The following is a 15539-nucleotide window of genomic DNA, read 5'->3' on the forward strand; positions in this document are numbered from 1 at the left end:
CTAGATGTAGACCGTGTTGGGCTCCAGGCCGCACAGGACGCGGCCGTAGGTCTCGGTGTTGGTGTCCGGGTTGATCAGGGCGTGCAGGTTCACCGCGTTCATGTCGTTGACGATCCGGGGCAGCGGGTTCTTCCGGTCGAAGATGGCGGTGCCGCCGCTGGCCGAGAACAGGACGTCCACGGCCTCCTTGGCGAGCTTGGCCGCCTGACCCCAGTCGACGCGGACCTGGCTCCGCTCTTCCAGCTTCCACGGCTCGCCGTTGCGGCACTTCTCGTCCACCAGCGCGGCGCACCGCTCGGCGTGGAACCGGGCCGCGTCGATCTTCAGCTTCGCGGTGCCGACCTGCACGTGGGTGATCGGCGCCTCGCCCTGCTTCTCGTAGAAGGTGTAGGTGATCTTGCGGTCGGGCAGGCGCTCCAGGAAGACCTCCAGCGCCGCCTCGGCCAGGCCGATCGGGGTGCCCGCGCCGGACGCCGCGGCCACCAGGGAGGTGGGCGTGCGGTACATGGGCGAGTCCGCGTTCGCCTGGGACAGCGACTGCGGGATCATCGCCGCCGCCATCGGGATGACCCGGTGCTGCGGCACGAACACGTCCTTGGCCAGCGTGGTGATGCTGCCGGTGGCCTTGAGGCCGGAGGTGTGCCAGTCGTCGACCAGCTCCAGGTCCGACATCGGCACCAGGGCCATGATCGGCTCGGGCTCGGCGTCCGGGCGGATCAGGATCGCCGCCACCTCCTGCCAGTGCGCGTGCAGCGCGCCGCTGGCGAACTTCGACGGGCCGTTGAGGACGATGCCGCCGTCCACCGGTGCGGCCATGACGCTCGGCGTGCTGGACCCGCACACCCGGACGTCCTCGGTGGCGAACACCTCGTCCTGGGCCTCGTCGGGGAACATGCCGGTGATGTAGGTCGGGGTCCAGTACACGCCGATCGTCCAGGACAGCGACCCGTCGGCGCGGGCGAGGTGCGCGCCGATGTCCACCAGGGTGCTCGTGTCGACCTCGTAGCCGCCGTACCGCTTGGGGCGGCGCAGCTTGAACAGGCCGGCCTCGGCGAGCAGGTCGATCGCCTCGGGGTGCAGGCGCCGGTTCTCCTCCATCCAGGCCGCCTTCTCGCGGAGGACCGGCACGAGCTCGGCCACGCGGTTCACCAGTTGCTCTCGCGTAGGACTTTCCACGGTCGGCACCATCGCTTTCTTCACTCCTTGAGGGCCTAGATGAGGTCGGTGTTGGGCTCCAGGCCGCAGCGGACGCGGCCGTAGAGCTCCAGGTTCGTGTTGGGGTGCAGGACACCGTGCAGGTTGATGGCGAGGACGTCCCGCTCGATCCGCTGGATCGGCACGTGCGAGTAGATCGAGGAACCGCCGCTGGCGGTCTTGAGCACGTCCACGGCCTCCTTGGCGAGCTGCGTGGCGGCGCCCATGTCCATCCGCGACACGGCACGTTCCTCCGTGCTCCACGCCTCGCCGGCCAACGTCTTGGCGTCGACGCGCGCGGCCACGCGGTGCACGTGGAACGCGGCCTCGTCGATCTTCATCGCCGCTTCCGCCACCTGGAGGTGGGTCAGCGGCGCCTCCTCCTGGCGCTCGTAGCGCGTGAAGGCGACCTTGCGACCGGGCAGGCGCTCGAAGAACAGGTCCCACGCCGCCCGCGCCACGCCCAGCGCCGGCGCGCTGCCCACGGCGGAGGCGGACGGCGAGAACGGCGCCTGCCAGACCAGCGAGCCCGCGTTGAGCCGCGACCGGTGCTCGCCCGCGGTCAGCAGCGGGACCATCCGGATCACCCGCTCGTCGGGGACGAACAGGTCCTCGGCGAGGGTGGTGACGCTGCCCGTGGCCCGCAGGCCGGCGGTGTGCCAGTCGTCGACCACGGCCAGCTCCGAGGCGCGGACCAGGACCGTGATCGGCTCCTGCGCGCCGTCCTCGTGCGCCAGCACGGCCGAGTGGGCGAACCAGCCGCCGTGCAGGATGCCCGAGCAGAACGCCCACTTGCCGTTGAGCACCACGCCGCCCGCGGCCGGCACGGCGACACCGGTGGGGCTGACGCTCAGGCCGATCCCCACGCCGCCCATGTCGCCGTAGACCTCGTCCTGGGCCTCGTCCGGGAGCAGGCCGGCCAGCCAGCAGCCGTTCATCCAGGCGTTGAACACCCAGCCGAGCGAGCCGTCACCGCGGGACAGCTCGGCGATGACGTCGACCACGGTGGCCATGTCCGACTCGTAGCCCCCGTAGCGCACCGGGACCCGCAGCCTCAGCAGGCCGGCGCCGTCAACCGCCTCCAGCACCTCCGGGTGCAGGGCGCGGTTCTCCTCCATCCACGCGGCATGCCCGCGGACCAGGTCCACGAGGTCCGTCGCCCGGCGGACGATGTCCTGCCGCGCCGGCGACCCGGTGATCGTCATCTGCGCTCCTCGGTACGGTGAACTGCACACGTCTCCCGCTCGTCCCGGCGGTCCGCGCCGGTTGACCACCGGCCGCACCGACAACCCTGTCGCGAGCCGGCGTCGGGCACATCTCCCAGGTTGCCCACACCCCTCCCGGGCAAGAGGAAACCCACCGTCCCAAGAGGACGGTGGGTTTCGGGGAGGGCGGTGCTCTAGGACCAGATGTAGCCGTTGGCGACGACGTTGCGCGCGACGTCCTCGTAGGCGGAGGGGTCGTCCGGCCGGGCCGTGCCGAGGCCGTCGACGTACCGGTTGAACATGCAGAACGCCGCCGCGATGAGCACGGTGTCGTGGACCTCCACGTCGGTCGCGCCCGCCGCCCTCGCGGCGCCGACCAGCTCGGCGGTCACCTCGCGGCCGGACCGCCGCACCGCATCCGCGATGGCCAGCAGCGCCCGCAGCTTGCCGGCGATCGGGGCCGTGCCGGGATCCGCGCGCACGAGGCGGACCAGCTCGGCTCCCCCGTCCAGCTGCGCGGCGGCGAACGCCGAGTGCGAGTCCCGGCAGAACGAGCACTCGTTGAGGCCGGACACGCGCGCGGCTATCAGCTCGCGCTCACCCCGCGACAGCGAACTCGGCCCGCGCAGCAGGACCTCGGCCAGCTCGTTGAGCGGTTTGGCGGTCTCGGGCCGGTAGTGCAGCAGGCCCGCGATGCCCGGGTACTCCTCTTCGTCCACGCCCAGGTCGATGTGCGCCACGCCGGTCACACCTCCCCCGGCGGGGAGCCGCCGCTACCCGGCATGGCCGCGCAGCGCGAGCAGCGTCCCGCCCGTCGTCAGGCCGAAGAACACGTGGCCGAACAGGCTGACCCACTGGGCGTCGCCGACCACGAGCACCATCCCGCTCATCGCGGGATCGGCCGTGACGCTCAACCACAGCGGCATGAGCACCAACGCGCCGACGACCCACCACGCGGCCCCGTAGAGCAGGCTCAGGCCGTAGACGGGCACGACGGCGTCGGGCAGCCGACCGCTCAGCGCGCCGAACAGCGCGCCGGCGAGGGCCGAGATCACCAGGTGCACGACGAAGCCGACGAGGGCGTCGTCGACCCCGATCAGCAGGCCGACCAGGGGCAACGTGCCCATCCCGGCCATCAGCAGCCCGAACACGACACCGCCGGCAAGCCCGGCGAGGGCGCCCTGGCGGACGCGCGAGCCGGGTGTGGCGACCGGTGGCGCCGCGGTGGTCGTGGGTGCGGCGGTTGTCGCGGACACGATCAACTCCTCCGTCAGTTGTAGGGCATGGTGGGGAACCAGCCGAACCCGAACATGGACGGCACGCGCAGGTCCCAGTACACGAGCAGGAAGACGCCGAGGGCGATGAGCAGCGCGGCGCTGACCGCGGTCGTGCGGGGCGAGCCGCCCGCGAACCAGCGCAGGAAGCGCCCCCCGGTCACCAGGGCCAGGACGACGAACACGACGACGGCCAGCAGGACGTTGCCGAGCGACTGGAGCACGAACGCGCCCGCGCCGTACAGCGGGTTCCCGGACTCGACCGCCGAGCGGAACAGCTTGATGAACAGCGGGTAGGGCCGGCCGATGAGGAAGGCGCCGACCAGCACGCCGAGCACCACCACGCGGGCCGCGGGCCGGCCGCGGAACGGGTCGCGGACCACGCCGAGGGAGGCCAGGCCCAGGAACGCGAAGGCCAGGCCGACGACGCCGAACACGACGGAGGACTGGAGCAGGCGCACCGGCACCCCGCCGGCGGTACCGGTCGACAGCTGCGGCAGGTCGGGTCCGATCAGCACGCCGACCGCGCCGTAGAGCGCCGACACGCCGACCACGCCCGCGGTGAACAGGCCCAGCGGGCGCAGCAGCGGCCGCACCGACCCGGGAGCCGCGCCGGAGGCCTGGCCCATCGGCCCGACGGACGCGGCCATCGCGATGTTGCACGCGGTGAACGTGCCCGCCAGCCCGGAGACGAACGCGAAGACCAGGCCCGAGGCGACGCCCGCGATCGACATCGTGGCGGCGTCCTCGCCGAGCAGCGCACCCGCCACGTTCGCGCCGATCACGTGGTCGACGAACTCGTAGGACCACAGGACGGCGAGCAGCACCCCGGCGGCGGCGCTGCCCGCGATCAGCCTGCCCCGTCCGGCGTGCCCGTCCCGTCGGGTCGGTGGTTCGACCCCTGTCGCGCCCCGGGCGTGAGCCATGGTGTTCACCTCGCTGCGTCGGTCCGGCGGTTCCGGCGGTCCCACTGTCCGCCGGGCCGCGCCCGCGCGGCTACTCCCGCTGTGCTGTCCTGCGGTCGCGGCCCGGCGGTGGGGATCTCCGGTCGGGGTCTCCGGTCAGCGCCCGCCGGCCCGCCGCGGCGACACGGCCCCGGTGTCGACGAGCCACCGCACGGTGTCGGCGACCGTGTCGGCGAACGGCCGCGGCTTGAGGTCGAGCGTGCTCGCCGCCGGGTCCACCCGGACCGCCGCGCCGACCGTGGCGATCGCCTCGTGCTCGGCCGGGATGTGCCACGGCCAGGCGGGCTGGACCAGGTCGGTGAACCTGCCCACGGGCCCCATGAGCCGCGCGGGCAGGAAGACGGCGGGCAACGCCCGCCCCGAGGCCCGCCGAACCGCGTCCACGTACTCCCGGGTGGTCAGGTGGTGGCCGGGCCCGAAGTGCGCCCCGGTGACGTCCGGGTCGAGCAGCGCGGCGTGCAGCACCGCGGTGTCCCGCACGTCGCCGACCTGGAGGCCGCCCGCCGGCCACACCGGCATGATGCCGCGCAGCGTGTCCCGCAGCCGCCGCACCTGGTCGCCGAGCTTGGGGTCGTGCGGGCCGAGGAGCGCGGGCGGCCGGCTGATCACCACCGGCGCGCCCTCCCGCTGGTGCCGCCGCGCGACCTGCTCCGACTCGGCCTTGGTGGCCGCGTACGGCTCGCGCGAAGCGCCGACGGGCGAGCGGTCGCCGACCACCCGCACGCCGGGGCCGAACAGGGCGGCCGTGCTCGACACGTGCACGACCTTCCCCACCCCGGCACGGCGGGCGGCGTCGAGCACGACCTCCGTGCCGCGGGCGTTGGTGCGCCGCATCTCGGCGCGGCGGCGCCGGTCGAACGAGTACACCGACGCCGCGTGCACCACGGCGTCCGCACCGCGCACGGCCGCGGCGACCGACCGCTCGTCGGTCACGTCGCCGAGCGCCGCGTCCACCGCGCCGGGCGGCACCTCCAGCGGCCGCAGGGCCGCGTCCACCGCGCTGCCCCCGCGGACCAGCAGGCGGACCCGGTGGCCGGCGCGCACCAGCTCGGCCACCGTGTGCGCCCCGACGAACCCCGTACCCCCGGTCACGGTCACCAGCACGTCCCCGCTCCTCTCCGCTCGACGTCAGACCTGGTGGAACGCGCTGCCGTAGAACAGCAGCGCCCCGTCGCCCGCGCCGCGGCGGCAGTCGACCACCTCACCGACGAAGATGGTGTGGTCGCCGCCCTCGTAGCGGTGCACGAGCCGGCACTCCAGCCAGGCCAGGGCGCCGCAGAGCAGGGGCGCGCCGCTGTGCGGCCCCTCCAGCCACTCCACCGCGTCGAACTGCTCGGCGCCGAGCGGCCTGCGCTTGTCCGCGAAGTACTTCGCGGTGTCGCGCTGGTCGGCTCCCATGATGGACACCGCGAACCGCTCCGCGCCGTCGATGGCCCCGTGCATCACCGCCGACCGGGCCACGCAGCACAGCACCAGCGGCGGGTCCAGCGACACCGACGTGAAGGCGTTGGCCGTCATGCCGTGCACGCGCTCGCCACCGACCGTCAGCACCGTGACCCCGGTCGCGAACAGGGACATGGCCTCCCGCAGCGAGGTCTGCTCCATGGTGGACGTCGACTGCCTCACGGTCATCCCCCCAGCCCGGCGCGCGCGAGCACCGGGGCCTCGGCGTAGGGCGCGAGCGCCCGGCGCAGGTCCTCCGGCACCCGGGCGGGCACGGTGTCGGTGTTCGGGCCGCGCATGCACGCGATCCGCTGGCGGCCCTTGGCGACCAGCACCTCCTGGCCGTCGGTGACCTTGACGTAGTCGAAGCTGAACTGGACCTGGGTCTGGGTCAGCTCCTCCAGCCGCATCCGCACCGACAGCTCGTCGAACGCGGTGATCTCGGCGACGAACTCGCACTCCACCTTGAGGGTGAACAGCTTGAGGTCGTCGCGGACCTCGTCCAGCACGGACGGGGCCTTCTCCTTGAGGAACATCTCGCGGCACCGGCCCTGCCAACGCAGGTAGTTCACGTAGTACACGTTGCCGACGAGGTTGGTCTCCTCGAAACCGACCGTGTGGCGGATCTCGTAGTAGCCCGGCACGTCAGTCCTCCTTCCCCACGAGCACCGCGAACACCACGGGCTCGGTCCGACCGTCCACGGTGGTCACCCAGGTGGCGACCCGCGCGTCGCCGGTCGACAGCACCGCCCAGCCGTCCGGGTGGACCCGGTCGACGGTCAGCGCCTGCGTGGTGGACCCGGTCTTGCGCAGGCACTCCAGCGCGCCCCACACGCGGGTCCCGGCCACGTCCGCGGACTCGCCCGCCTCGCCGGCGAGCAGGTCCCGCACGGCGAGCGGGTCCCGGCCCAGCAGCCCGGCCCAGTCGTCCGAGCCGCGCGGCGCGGCGGTCTCCACGTCGACGGCGAGCGCGCCGCCGTCGGCCACCGCGGCGAGCGTCAGGCCCGCGCCGTGCGAGGCGGACACCGAGACCCCGTCGACCTCCGGCCGGCCGTCGGGCCGGTAGCGGACCTCGACCGGCCGGTCCAGCGCCCGGCTGACGGCCAGCGCCGTCTGCGCGCGCCGCTCGGGCGCGGCGCCGGTCGGGTCGGGTTCGACGACGACCGCGCGGCTGCCGCCCAGGACCCGCTCCAGGGAGCGCTCCAGGTAGGGGCCGAGCATGGTCGGCGTCCACGGTCCCGCGCCGTCGCGCTTGCGCACGGCCCGCAGCACCAGGCCCTCCCAGCGCTCGACGAGCCGGCCCTCCGGGTCGCGCACGTCGAGGTCGTAGGTGTAGCTGTCACCGTCCTGCGAGCGCTCGCGGGCGTCCAGGACCACGTACTCGGCGAGCTGGTCGACGGGCGCGGCCAGGTGCAGCCGCTCCACGCTCTCGGGCAGCAGCGTGGCGTCGGGGACGCAGCACTGGATGGCGTGCATCATCACGTCCCGCGTGCCGGGGTCGGCCAGCAGCCGCTCCTGCGGCAGGAACGGGGCGAACCAGGACGCGGTCGGTGCGGTGGCGACCTCGGCCACCGCGTGCCGGGCCGCGGCCCGCCGGTAGCCCTGGAGGCGCTGGAACCGCTTGCCCTGGAACAGCACCGAGCCGTACAGCTCGGTGACCGGGTCGACCGGCACCGGCGGCAGCGCGGCGGCGCCGTCGACGCGGTCGCCGGGGATCGCCGGCCGCGGGAACCGCAGGCGGGCCCGGAAGTGGTCGGCGGAGAAGCCGGTGTCCTCGGCGCGGATGACCACGTCCACGGTCTCCGCGTCGCGGGCCAGCGCCGCGAGCCGCACGGTCAGCGAGCCGCCGGGGCGCACCACCACCGGCCGCAGGAACTTCACGTCCTCCAGCAGCGGCGGCGCGTCGTGCCCGGTGAGGGCGGTGGCGACCTGGGTCATGGCCTCCATGCCGAGGACGGCCGGGAACAGCAGGTCGCCCTCCAGCAGGTGGTCACCCAGGTACGGGTCGCTGCCATCGGACAACTCGGCTTCGGTGACCAGCTCCACGCCCGGGTAGTGCACCACCACGCGGTCCACGAACCGGGCCAGCGGCAGCTCGGCGCGCTCCTGCTCCAGCGTCGGCAGGCCGGCGGCCCGGCCGGACACCACGAGCACCGGGCCCGCGTCCGGGTCGGCCAGCACCTCGCGCAGCACGGCGATGCCCGCGTCGGTGGAGATCGGCGTGATGCCGTCGCGCATCAGCGCCTCCACCACGCCCAGCCGCTCGCCCATGCCCGCGCCGGACCAGACCGACCACTCCAGCGCCAGCACGCGCGTCCCGGGGTGCTCGCGCCCGAACCGGACGGTCAGCTCGGTCATCCAGTCGTTGGCCGTGGAGTAGTGCGCCTCGCCGCGCAGCCCGGCGCGGCCGATGATGCTGCCGAAGGTGATCAGCAGCTTCACCCGGTCGGCGTCCACCGCGGACAGCACGGCCTCCAGTCCCGCGACCTTCGGGGCGAGGGTGGCGTGGAAGTCCTCCTCGGTCAGGCCGGTCAGGGAGCGGGGCTCGTTGCGGCCCGCGCCGTGCAGCACGGCGGTGACCTCGCCCAGCTCGGCGCGGAACCGCTCGACGGCGGCGGCGACCTGCTCGGCGGAGGTCACGTCGGCGCGCTCGTAGCGGTGGGTGACGCCCGCGGCGGTCATCCGGGCCAGGTTGGCGGCCAGCTCGGCGTCCCGCTCCGGGTCGGCCCGGCCGATCAGGGCCAGGGACGCGCCCGAGTCGCCGGCGATGGCCAGGGCGCACTCGGCCGTGATGCCCTTGCCGCCGCCGGTGACCAGGAGCACGTCACCGGGCTCCAGCGGCGTGCCCGCCGCTCCCCGGGCCGGCACGGCGGTGAGCACCGGCACGGACCGCGTGCCGTCTCGGTCGTAGCGGACCTGGGAGAAACCGGTGGTCGCGGCCACCTCGGCGACGACCCGGGCCACGGCGTCGGTGTCCGGGCCGATCAGCTCCGGGGCGAGGTCGACCACGGTCACCGGGAGGTGCGGCGCCTCCAGGTGCAGCGTGCGGGCGAGGCCGGACGCGCCCAGCTCGTGCTGCACGACGGCGACCCGCCGCCCGGAGGCCAGCGCGTCGCGCGCCGCCGCCAGGAACAGGCCGACGTGCGCGTCACCGCCCTCGGGCGGCAGGAGCAGCAGCACGCCGTCACCGGGCAGCGCGGCCCGCAGCGGCTCGGCGAGCGGGTGCCCCTCGGGCGCGTGCACCGACCAGTCGCCGGGCGCGCCGGGCGCGACGGGCGCGAGCGGGCGCTCGACGTGCCGGACCAGGAACGGCCGCACCCACGGCGCCACGCCGGGCACCTCGCCGTTGTCGCGCTCCCCCTCGTGGGCGGTGGCGGCCAGCTCGTCGATCAGGTCGGCGAGCTCACCCAGCCGCACGGTGGCGAAGTTCGGCGCGGCCTCCAGCGCCGGGCGGCCCATGCTGCGGGTGACCTCGTTGACGAGTTGGCCGACCGTGATGGAGCTCAGGTGCAGGTCGTCCAGCGGGTGCGTGGCCGCGGTGACCGCGTCCAGCGGCAGCTCGACGCGCTGCGCGGCCAGCCGTCGCAGCAGGTCCAGGGTGGACTCGTCGGTGGCCGCGCCCGCCGAGGGTCGGGGCTCCTCGGCGGGCGCGGCAGGACCCCCCGGCGCGGTCTGCCCGGTCGGGAGCAGCGCGGCGTCGAGGGCGGGCGCGGCCTCGCAGGGGCTGGCCAGGAACGTCATGGCGCCGTCGAGCGGCAGGTCGCGGACGACCCGGTCGCCGAACAGGGCGTCGGTGCGGATCGGCGCGCCCAGCACGTGGGCGCCGGCGACGACGGTCAGCAGGGAGCTCAGGGAGGCGCTGTCGGTGTCCACGGCCAGCACGGGCTTGCCGGGCGCGATGTCGGCCATCAGGCCGGTCAGCACTCGGCCGGGCCCGACCTCGACCACCAGGTCGACGCCCACGACGGCCTTGGCGGCGGCCTCGTGGAACCGGACCGGCAGGGTGATCTGGTCGCGCAGCAGCTCGCGCAGGTCGGTGTCGGCGGCCAGCGCGTCGCCGGTGACCGACGAGTGCACGGGGCGGATCAGCCTGCCGAAGTCGAAGTCGACGAGCCGTTCGGCCATCGCCTCGGCGGCCGGGGCCACCAGCGGCGAGTGGAAGGCGTGGGAGACGGCCACGCGGGTGGCGTGCACGCCCGCGGCGCGCGCCACCGCGCAGACCCGGTCCACGGCCTCGGCCGGTCCGGACAGCACGGTCTGCGCGGGGCCGTTGTAGCCCGCGACCACGACGTCCTCGCCGGCGGCCAGCTCCAGGGCGCGCTCCGGGTCGGCGGCCAGGCCGGCCATCGCGCCGCCGCCCCGGCTCGCGTGCGCCATGACGTGCCCGCGCTCGACGGCCAGCAGGAGCACGCGGCCGGCGTCGAGCGCGCCGCCCCAGTGCACGGCGGTCAGCTCGCCGAGGCTGTGGCCCGCGGCCGTGTCGGCCTCCACGCCCAGGTCGCGCAGCACCCGCAGCGCGGCCAGCGAGCCCGCGACGATGCGCGGCTGCGCCACCTCGGTGGCGACCTGGTCGCCGCCGGTGGGCAGGTTGGCGTCGCGGAAGACCTCCTCGGCGGCGGGGAAGCGGCGGCGGATCGCGCCGACCGCGCCGCGCCCGGAGCCCTGGCCGGGGAACAGGAACGCCACGCGGGGCGCGTCCTGCCGGTCGTCCAGGAACACGCCGTCGGCGACGTCGAACGCGCTCGCGCCCTCGTCCGCGGCGGCGATCAGGCGGGCCACCTTGCGCTCGGCCTCCTCGGGCGTGCGAGCCACCACGGCGGCGCGCAGCGACGCTCCGGTGAGCCGGGCGGCCAGCGCGCCCGCCAGGTCGCCCAGCTCCGCGAAGGCCAGCTTGGGCAGCAGCGCGGCGACCTCGGCCAGCCGCGCCTTGAGCGAGGCGCGGTCGACGGCGTCGAACAGCAGCACCTCGACGTCCTGGCGGCTCGTGACCAGGGCGGTGGTGCGCGCGTCGAGCCGGTCGCGCCGGGACGCGTCCGGGGCGACCTCCAGCGTGATGTGGGTGTTGATGCCCCCGAAGCCCATCGCGGACACGCCGGCGCGGACCGGGCGGTCCTCCGGCCACAGCTCGGCCTCGCGCGGCACGTACATCACGGCGTCGTCGGCGGTCAGCTTCGGGTGGGGGTCGTGCTGGCCGGTGCCGGGCGGGATGACCTGGTGGTGCACCGCCAGCGCGGCCTTGATCAGCCCGGCGACGCCGGCCGCCGCCTTGGTGTGCCCGAAGTTGCCCTTGACGCTGCTCAGCGCGGCCGGGCGGGCCTCCGGGTCGGCGGCGCGGCGGGCGGAGGACAGCGCCTCGATCTCGGTCTCGTCGCCCAGCGCGGTGCCGGTGCCGTGGCCCTCGAAGTAGGAGACGGTCTCCACGCCGTACCCGGCGCGGCTGTAGGCGCGGTGCAGCGCCAGGCGGTGGCCTTCGGCCTCGGGGCGGGTGATGCCGCCCTTGCCGTCCGAGGACACGCCCCACCCGGCGATGGTCGCGTAGACGCGCAGCCCCCTGGCCAGCGCGTCCTCCTCGCGCAGCAGCACCAGCGCCCCGGCGCCCTCGCCGGGCCAGAAGCCGTTGGAGTCCTTGTCGTAGACCTTCATCTCGCGCTGGGCCAGCGCGCCGGTCTTGGCGAAGCCGATGACCTCGAACGGGTCGATCGACAGGTCGACGCCGCCCGCGACGGCCACGTCCAGGTCACCCTCGACGAGGGACTTCGCGGCGGTGGCGACCGACAGCAGCGACGAGGAGCAGGCGCCGTCCACCGTGTAGCCGCCGCCGCGCAGGTCGAAGTGGTTGCAGATGCGGCCGGCGATGGTGTTGGCCAGGCCGCCGGCCAGCGAGTCCTCGTCGATCGGCGGGAACGGCGCCTTGTACTGCGCCTCCAGGTCGCGCAGGAAGCCCGCGGTCTCGTCCTCGGGCCAGCCCTTCGCGGTCAGCGCCGCGGCGACCGTGCGCCGCACGTACGGCCAGCGCAGCCGCATGATGTTGGCGCGGGAGAACTCGCCGGTCAGGCTGTTGCCGAACAGCACTCCGGTGGTCCGCTTCGGCAGGCCCTCGCCGTCGGGGAAGCCCGCGTCGGCCAACGCCCGCGCGGCGACGTCCAGGGCCAACCAGTGCGTCATGTCCGTCGAGCGGAACGTGCTGCCCGCAACGCGGTAGCGCACCCGGTCGAACTCGAAATCCCGCAGCACCGCCGCTTTCGCGGAGTAGAAGCGGTCCGGCGCGGCAGGGTCCGGCGAGTAGTAGTCGTCGTGGTTCATCCGTTCGTCGGGCAACCTGCGGAAGGCCCGCCGACCGGCCAGGACGTTCTCCCAGAGCTCTCCGGTAGAACCGGCATCGGGGTAGCGCAGTCCGATGCCGACGATTGCGATCCGCTCACTGCTCATACTTTCACCGTCTCTGTGGCCATCTGCGATCCAACCCGGACGAGGCCGTTGTGCGAAAACGGGTCCAACGCACCAACGGCGCTTCCAAGAATGCGCGCCAGGTAATCGTGCCGGACGTCCGGACGGCTTTGCTTCTCCAGTTGTGCCCTACCTACCTGCGCTTTTTGAATAACAGCGTGATTTATATTTGCGGTTCGACGGGCGAACGATTGGGGGGCGACCTGCGGCACTCCGAAGCCAGGACGGGCTGCGCAAGCGGGGAGAAGCGCGACGGCCGCCGCGCGGGGATGCTGCACGAGCGTCCACTCGGGACTGGTGGCGCCGGGCTACGCGCGCGAACCCTTCCGGCGCCGATTCCCCAACGCGCCCGTGGTGTTCACGGGCGTGCCCATCGGGGGCTTCCTCACCGGTCGCTCGTTCGGCTCATCCCGGCGGGTGTTCCGTGACGCGGCGGAAAGCCGGAACCCCTGTACGGAGCAACGGCGTTCACCCTTCGGTCGGTCGGCAACGTCGTGATCATGGCGCTACTGTTCCTCGCACCGGCGCACCTCACCGGCGGCCATTCGCAGCGGTGGCCCTTCCGGCACCCGACGGCGCCCCGGCCCTTCCCGGCGCCCGACGGCGCCCCGGCCCCGACCCCCGTCGAGAGGACACCCATGCCCATCCCCACCGAGCCGATCGGCAGCGTGCCGCGCCCCCTGGAGCTGATCACGGGCTTCCAGGACCACGCGGAGGGCCGCATCGACAGCACCGCGCTCAGGGAACTGACCGACGCGGCCTTGGCCGACACGGTGAGCCGCATGGCGGCCACCGGGTCGCCGGTCGTCACCGACGGCGAGCAGGACAAGCCGAGCTTCCTCACCTACCCGGTGGCGGGCATCCCGGACCTGTCACCCGACGGCGCGGTGGTCCCGTTCGCCGACGGCCACACCCGGCAGCTCCCGGTGCTCACCAGCGGCCCGTTCCGCTACGCCGCGCGCGCGGTGGACCAGCTGCGCGCCACGCGGCGGCTCACCGACCTGCCGGTCAAGCAGGCCGTCATCGCACCCTCGGCGCTGAGCCTGCTCTACCCGGCCGACGGCATCGAGGGCTACCCGCGCGAGCGGTTCCTGGCCGACCTGGCGGACGAGGCCGAGGCCGACATCCGGACGTGCCTGGAGGCGGGCGCCGACTCGGTGCAGCTGGACTTCACCGAAGGCAGGCTGTCGCTCAAGCTCGACCCGTCCGGCGGGTTGCTGCGGGACTTCACCGCGCTGATCACCACCGTCCTGGCGCGGTTCTCCGCGGAGGAGCGCGCCCGGATCGGCGTGCACACCTGCCCCGGCGGCGACCAGGACTCCACGCACAGCGCGGACGTCGACTACGCCGAACTGCTGCCGACGCTGTTCGCGGTGCCCGCGGGCCGGTTCTACGTGCAGCTGGCGAGCGAGCCCGACCGCAAGCGGACGCTCGCCGTGATCCGGGACCACCTGCCCGCCGGCGCGCGGGTGTTCGTCGGCGTCGTCGACCCGATCGACCCCCGGGTGGAGACGGCCGAGGAGGTGCGTGACCGCGTGCTGGAGGCGGCGGAGTTCATCCCGCTGGAGCAGCTGGGCACCTGCGACGACTGCGGGTTCGCGCCGTTCGCCGACGACACGTCCACCTCGCGCGACACCGCGTTCGCCAAGATCGCCGCCCGCGTCGAGGGCACGCGGCTGGCCGCCGAGGCGCTGGGCGCCTGACCGCTCCCGTCGGCGCCGCGCGGGCGGCGCCGGCGGGGACCGGGGCGCAGCCGCGCCCGGGACGGGGCGTCAGGGCAGACGGGGCTCGCGCCTCAGGACACGCGGAGCTCGCGCTTCAGGGCAGACAGGGCTCGCGCTTCAGGGCATGCGGAGCTTGCGCAGGAAGGCGGGCAGCAGCCAGGGGCGCCGCCCCCACACCACCAGCGACCCGCTCAACGCCGCCCGCGCGCGGCCGAGCCGCCGGAACAGCACCAGGTTCAGCGCCGAGGGCCGGAACCAGAGGTGCACGTCGACGTCCGCGCCCGGCTCCTCCACCCTGGCCACGCCGTCCTCCAGGACCATCACCAGCGGGGCGGTGTGCCGGGAGTGGAACCGCACCGCGATCCGGTCCGGCCGCACGGGCCGGCCGTCCAGCAGCCGGCCGTAGCCGTGCCGGGTCAGGTCGACCAGGAACAGGTCGACGAACAGCGCGACCTGCTCGTCCGGGATGCGCCAGGGCCGCCGGGACGCGCGGGCGATGTCGTGGCCGTGCACCAGCAGCTCGTTCGCCATGTGCGCGAACAGGCCCGCCAGCGAGAGCCGGGAACCGCCGAGCCAGCCGTGGACGCGCTCGGGGTCGGCGTCGGCGGTGGTGTCGAGCATCTCCGCGACCGAGGCGCGCAGCAGTGCCGCCAGCCGCACCGGGTCCCGCTCGGTGAAGCTCGCGAGCTGCACGGGGTTGATCTCGGTGGCGAGCGTGTCGAGGGTCGCGCCCATCATGCGCGGGCGCACCTCGGGGATGGGGAAGTTCTTCGCGCCGTCGGCGAAGACGGCGGTGTTGTTCCACGCGATGCCGGTCACGTGCGCCGCGGTCTCGGCCACCGTCCAGTCCGCCGTGGCCATGGCCGCGGGGTCCGGCGCGGACTCGACCAGCTCGGCGAACCGCTCGCCCGCCTCGCGGACGGCGGCGCGGGCGGCCGACCACCGCTCGGGGGTGACGCGGCTCGCGGCCGGCGTGCCGGCTCCGGGTGAGTGCCCCATCGCTCCGCCTTCCCGCCCGGGGTGCCGGGCTGCTCGGATCGCCGACGTCGGCCAGCGTCCCCGCTCCCGGCCCGGGACCGCATCTCCGGCATTGCCCACCGCACGCCGTGCCCGCTCCCCGATCCCCGCAATCCGCGAGAAGTGCGACCCGAGGCGTAACGGTGTAATGCTTTATGCGAAGTCCCGCGGAGCACGCGATTCCCGCGCCGGCGCTCGATTCCCGCGACCGATCGGTCCCGCACCTCCCCGCACCGCCCGCCGCGGGCACGGGAGGAGTAGTGGGCCCGC

At 74.4% G+C, this 15539-nt stretch carries 11 protein-coding genes; 1 reads left to right on the plus strand and 10 read right to left on the minus strand.

Annotation, left to right across the window (positions count from 1 at the left end; translation table 11 throughout):
* The 9 genes from ABD223_RS19695 to ABD223_RS19735 form a co-directional block, all read right to left on the minus strand.
* A complete protein-coding gene (locus ABD223_RS19695; protein WP_344037764.1) occupies positions 1–1140 on the minus strand; it encodes an acyl-CoA dehydrogenase family protein in 1140 nt (379 codons plus the stop codon).
* Positions 1141–1211: 71 nt separating this feature from the next.
* Complete coding sequence (locus ABD223_RS19700; RefSeq protein WP_344037765.1) at positions 1212–2399, minus strand: acyl-CoA dehydrogenase family protein; 1188 nt, start codon at positions 2397–2399, stop codon at positions 1212–1214.
* 194 nt (positions 2400–2593) lie between these two features.
* A complete protein-coding gene (locus tag ABD223_RS19705) occupies positions 2594–3139 on the minus strand; it encodes a carboxymuconolactone decarboxylase family protein (protein ID WP_344037766.1) in 546 nt (181 codons plus the stop codon).
* 33 nt (positions 3140–3172) lie between these two features.
* A complete protein-coding gene (locus ABD223_RS19710) occupies positions 3173–3655 on the minus strand; it encodes a hypothetical protein (protein WP_344037767.1) in 483 nt (160 codons plus the stop codon).
* A gap of 14 nt (positions 3656–3669) precedes the next feature.
* On the minus strand, positions 3670–4599 hold the full coding sequence (locus ABD223_RS19715) for a hypothetical protein (RefSeq protein ID WP_344037768.1): 930 nt from the start codon (positions 4597–4599) through the stop codon (positions 3670–3672).
* A gap of 135 nt (positions 4600–4734) precedes the next feature.
* Positions 4735–5742, minus strand: coding sequence for an SDR family NAD(P)-dependent oxidoreductase (locus ABD223_RS19720; protein WP_344037769.1), 1008 nt, complete (start codon positions 5740–5742; stop codon positions 4735–4737).
* A 24-nt stretch (positions 5743–5766) separates the two neighbouring features.
* A complete protein-coding gene (locus ABD223_RS19725; protein WP_344037770.1) occupies positions 5767–6270 on the minus strand; it encodes a flavin reductase family protein in 504 nt (167 codons plus the stop codon).
* Positions 6267–6725, minus strand: coding sequence for an acyl-CoA thioesterase (locus ABD223_RS19730; protein WP_344037771.1), 459 nt, complete (start codon positions 6723–6725; stop codon positions 6267–6269). Before ABD223_RS19730 ends, ABD223_RS19725 begins: the two co-directional genes overlap by 4 nt.
* 1 nt (position 6726) lies before the next feature.
* On the minus strand, positions 6727–12510 hold the full coding sequence (locus ABD223_RS19735; protein ID WP_344037772.1) for a type I polyketide synthase: 5784 nt from the start codon (positions 12508–12510) through the stop codon (positions 6727–6729).
* Between the two features lie 656 nt (positions 12511–13166).
* Here ABD223_RS19735 and ABD223_RS19740 point away from each other — a divergent pair.
* Positions 13167–14231, plus strand: coding sequence for a cobalamin-independent methionine synthase II family protein (locus ABD223_RS19740; protein WP_344037773.1), 1065 nt, complete (start codon positions 13167–13169; stop codon positions 14229–14231).
* Between the two features lie 138 nt (positions 14232–14369).
* Here the strand turns inward: ABD223_RS19740 and ABD223_RS19745 are convergent, their stop codons facing one another.
* On the minus strand, positions 14370–15251 hold the full coding sequence (locus ABD223_RS19745; protein ID WP_344037774.1) for a maleylpyruvate isomerase family mycothiol-dependent enzyme: 882 nt from the start codon (positions 15249–15251) through the stop codon (positions 14370–14372).
* Positions 15252–15539: the final 288 nt, after the last annotated feature.

Origin of the sequence: Saccharothrix xinjiangensis (assembly GCF_039527585.1) — a bacterium.
Classification (GTDB): domain Bacteria; phylum Actinomycetota; class Actinomycetes; order Mycobacteriales; family Pseudonocardiaceae; genus Actinosynnema; species Actinosynnema xinjiangensis.